Source organism: Kitasatospora sp. NPDC048194, from assembly GCF_043202455.1.
In the GTDB taxonomy this organism is placed as follows: domain Bacteria; phylum Actinomycetota; class Actinomycetes; order Streptomycetales; family Streptomycetaceae; genus Kitasatospora.
In genome coordinates this window covers 1-1,176 of the sequence record NZ_JBIDAK010000080.1, presented here as the reverse complement: position 1 = coordinate 1,176, position 1,176 = coordinate 1, and the positions used below count along the sequence as shown (strand labels likewise).

Genomic DNA, 1,176 nt, shown 5'->3' with positions numbered 1-1,176 from the left:
CTGAGGACAAGCCCTCGGCCTATTAGTACCGGTCAACTCCACCCCTCACAGGGCTTCCATATCCGGCCTATCAACCCAGTCGTCTACTGGGAGCCTTACCCTCTCAAGGAGGTGGGAGTGCTCATCTCGAAGCAGGCTTCCCGCTTAGATGCTTTCAGCGGTTATCCCTCCCGAACGTAGCCAACCAGCCATGCCCTTGGCAGGACAACTGGCACACCAGAGGTTCGTCCGTCCCGGTCCTCTCGTACTAGGGACAGCCCTTCTCAACACTCCTACGCGCACAGCGGATAGGGACCGAACTGTCTCACGACGTTCTAAACCCAGCTCGCGTACCGCTTTAATGGGCGAACAGCCCAACCCTTGGGACCTACTCCAGCCCCAGGATGCGACGAGCCGACATCGAGGTGCCAAACCATCCCGTCGATATGGACTCTTGGGGAAGATCAGCCTGTTATCCCCGGGGTACCTTTTATCCGTTGAGCGACGGCGCTTCCACAAGCCACCGCCGGATCACTAGTCCCTACTTTCGTACCTGCTCGACCCGTCAGTCTCACAGTCAAGCTCCCTTGTGCACTTACACTCAACACCTGATTGCCAACCAGGCTGAGGGAACCTTTGGGCGCCTCCGTTACCCTTTAGGAGGCAACCGCCCCAGTTAAACTACCCACCAGACACTGTCCCTGATCCGGATCACGGACCCAGGTTAGACATCCAGCACGACCAGAGTGGTATTTCAACGACGACTCCACAACAACTGGCGTTGCCGCTTCACAGTCTCCCACCTATCCTACACAAGCCGAACCGAACACCAATATCAAGCTATAGTAAAGGTCCCGGGGTCTTTCCGTCCTGCTGCGCGAAACGAGCATCTTTACTCGTAATGCAATTTCACCGGGCCTATGGTTGAGACAGTCGAGAAGTCGTTACGCCATTCGTGCAGGTCGGAACTTACCCGACAAGGAATTTCGCTACCTTAGGATGGTTATAGTTACCACCGCCGTTTACTGGCGCTTAAGTTCTCAGCTTCGCCCAGTCCGAAAACTGAGCTAACCGGTCCCCTTAACGTTCCAGCACCGGGCAGGCGTCAGTCCGTATACATCGCCTTACGGCTTCGCACGGACCTGTGTTTTTAGTAAACAGTCGCTTCTCGCTGGTCTCTGCGGCCACCCCCAGCTC

At 56.3% G+C, this 1,176-nt stretch carries 1 rRNA gene; it reads right to left on the bottom strand.

Features of this window, described 5'->3' with window-relative positions:
• Positions 1–2: 2 nt before the first annotated feature.
• Positions 3–1,176 (bottom strand): 23S ribosomal RNA (locus ACGF07_RS35630); the annotation flags it as partial.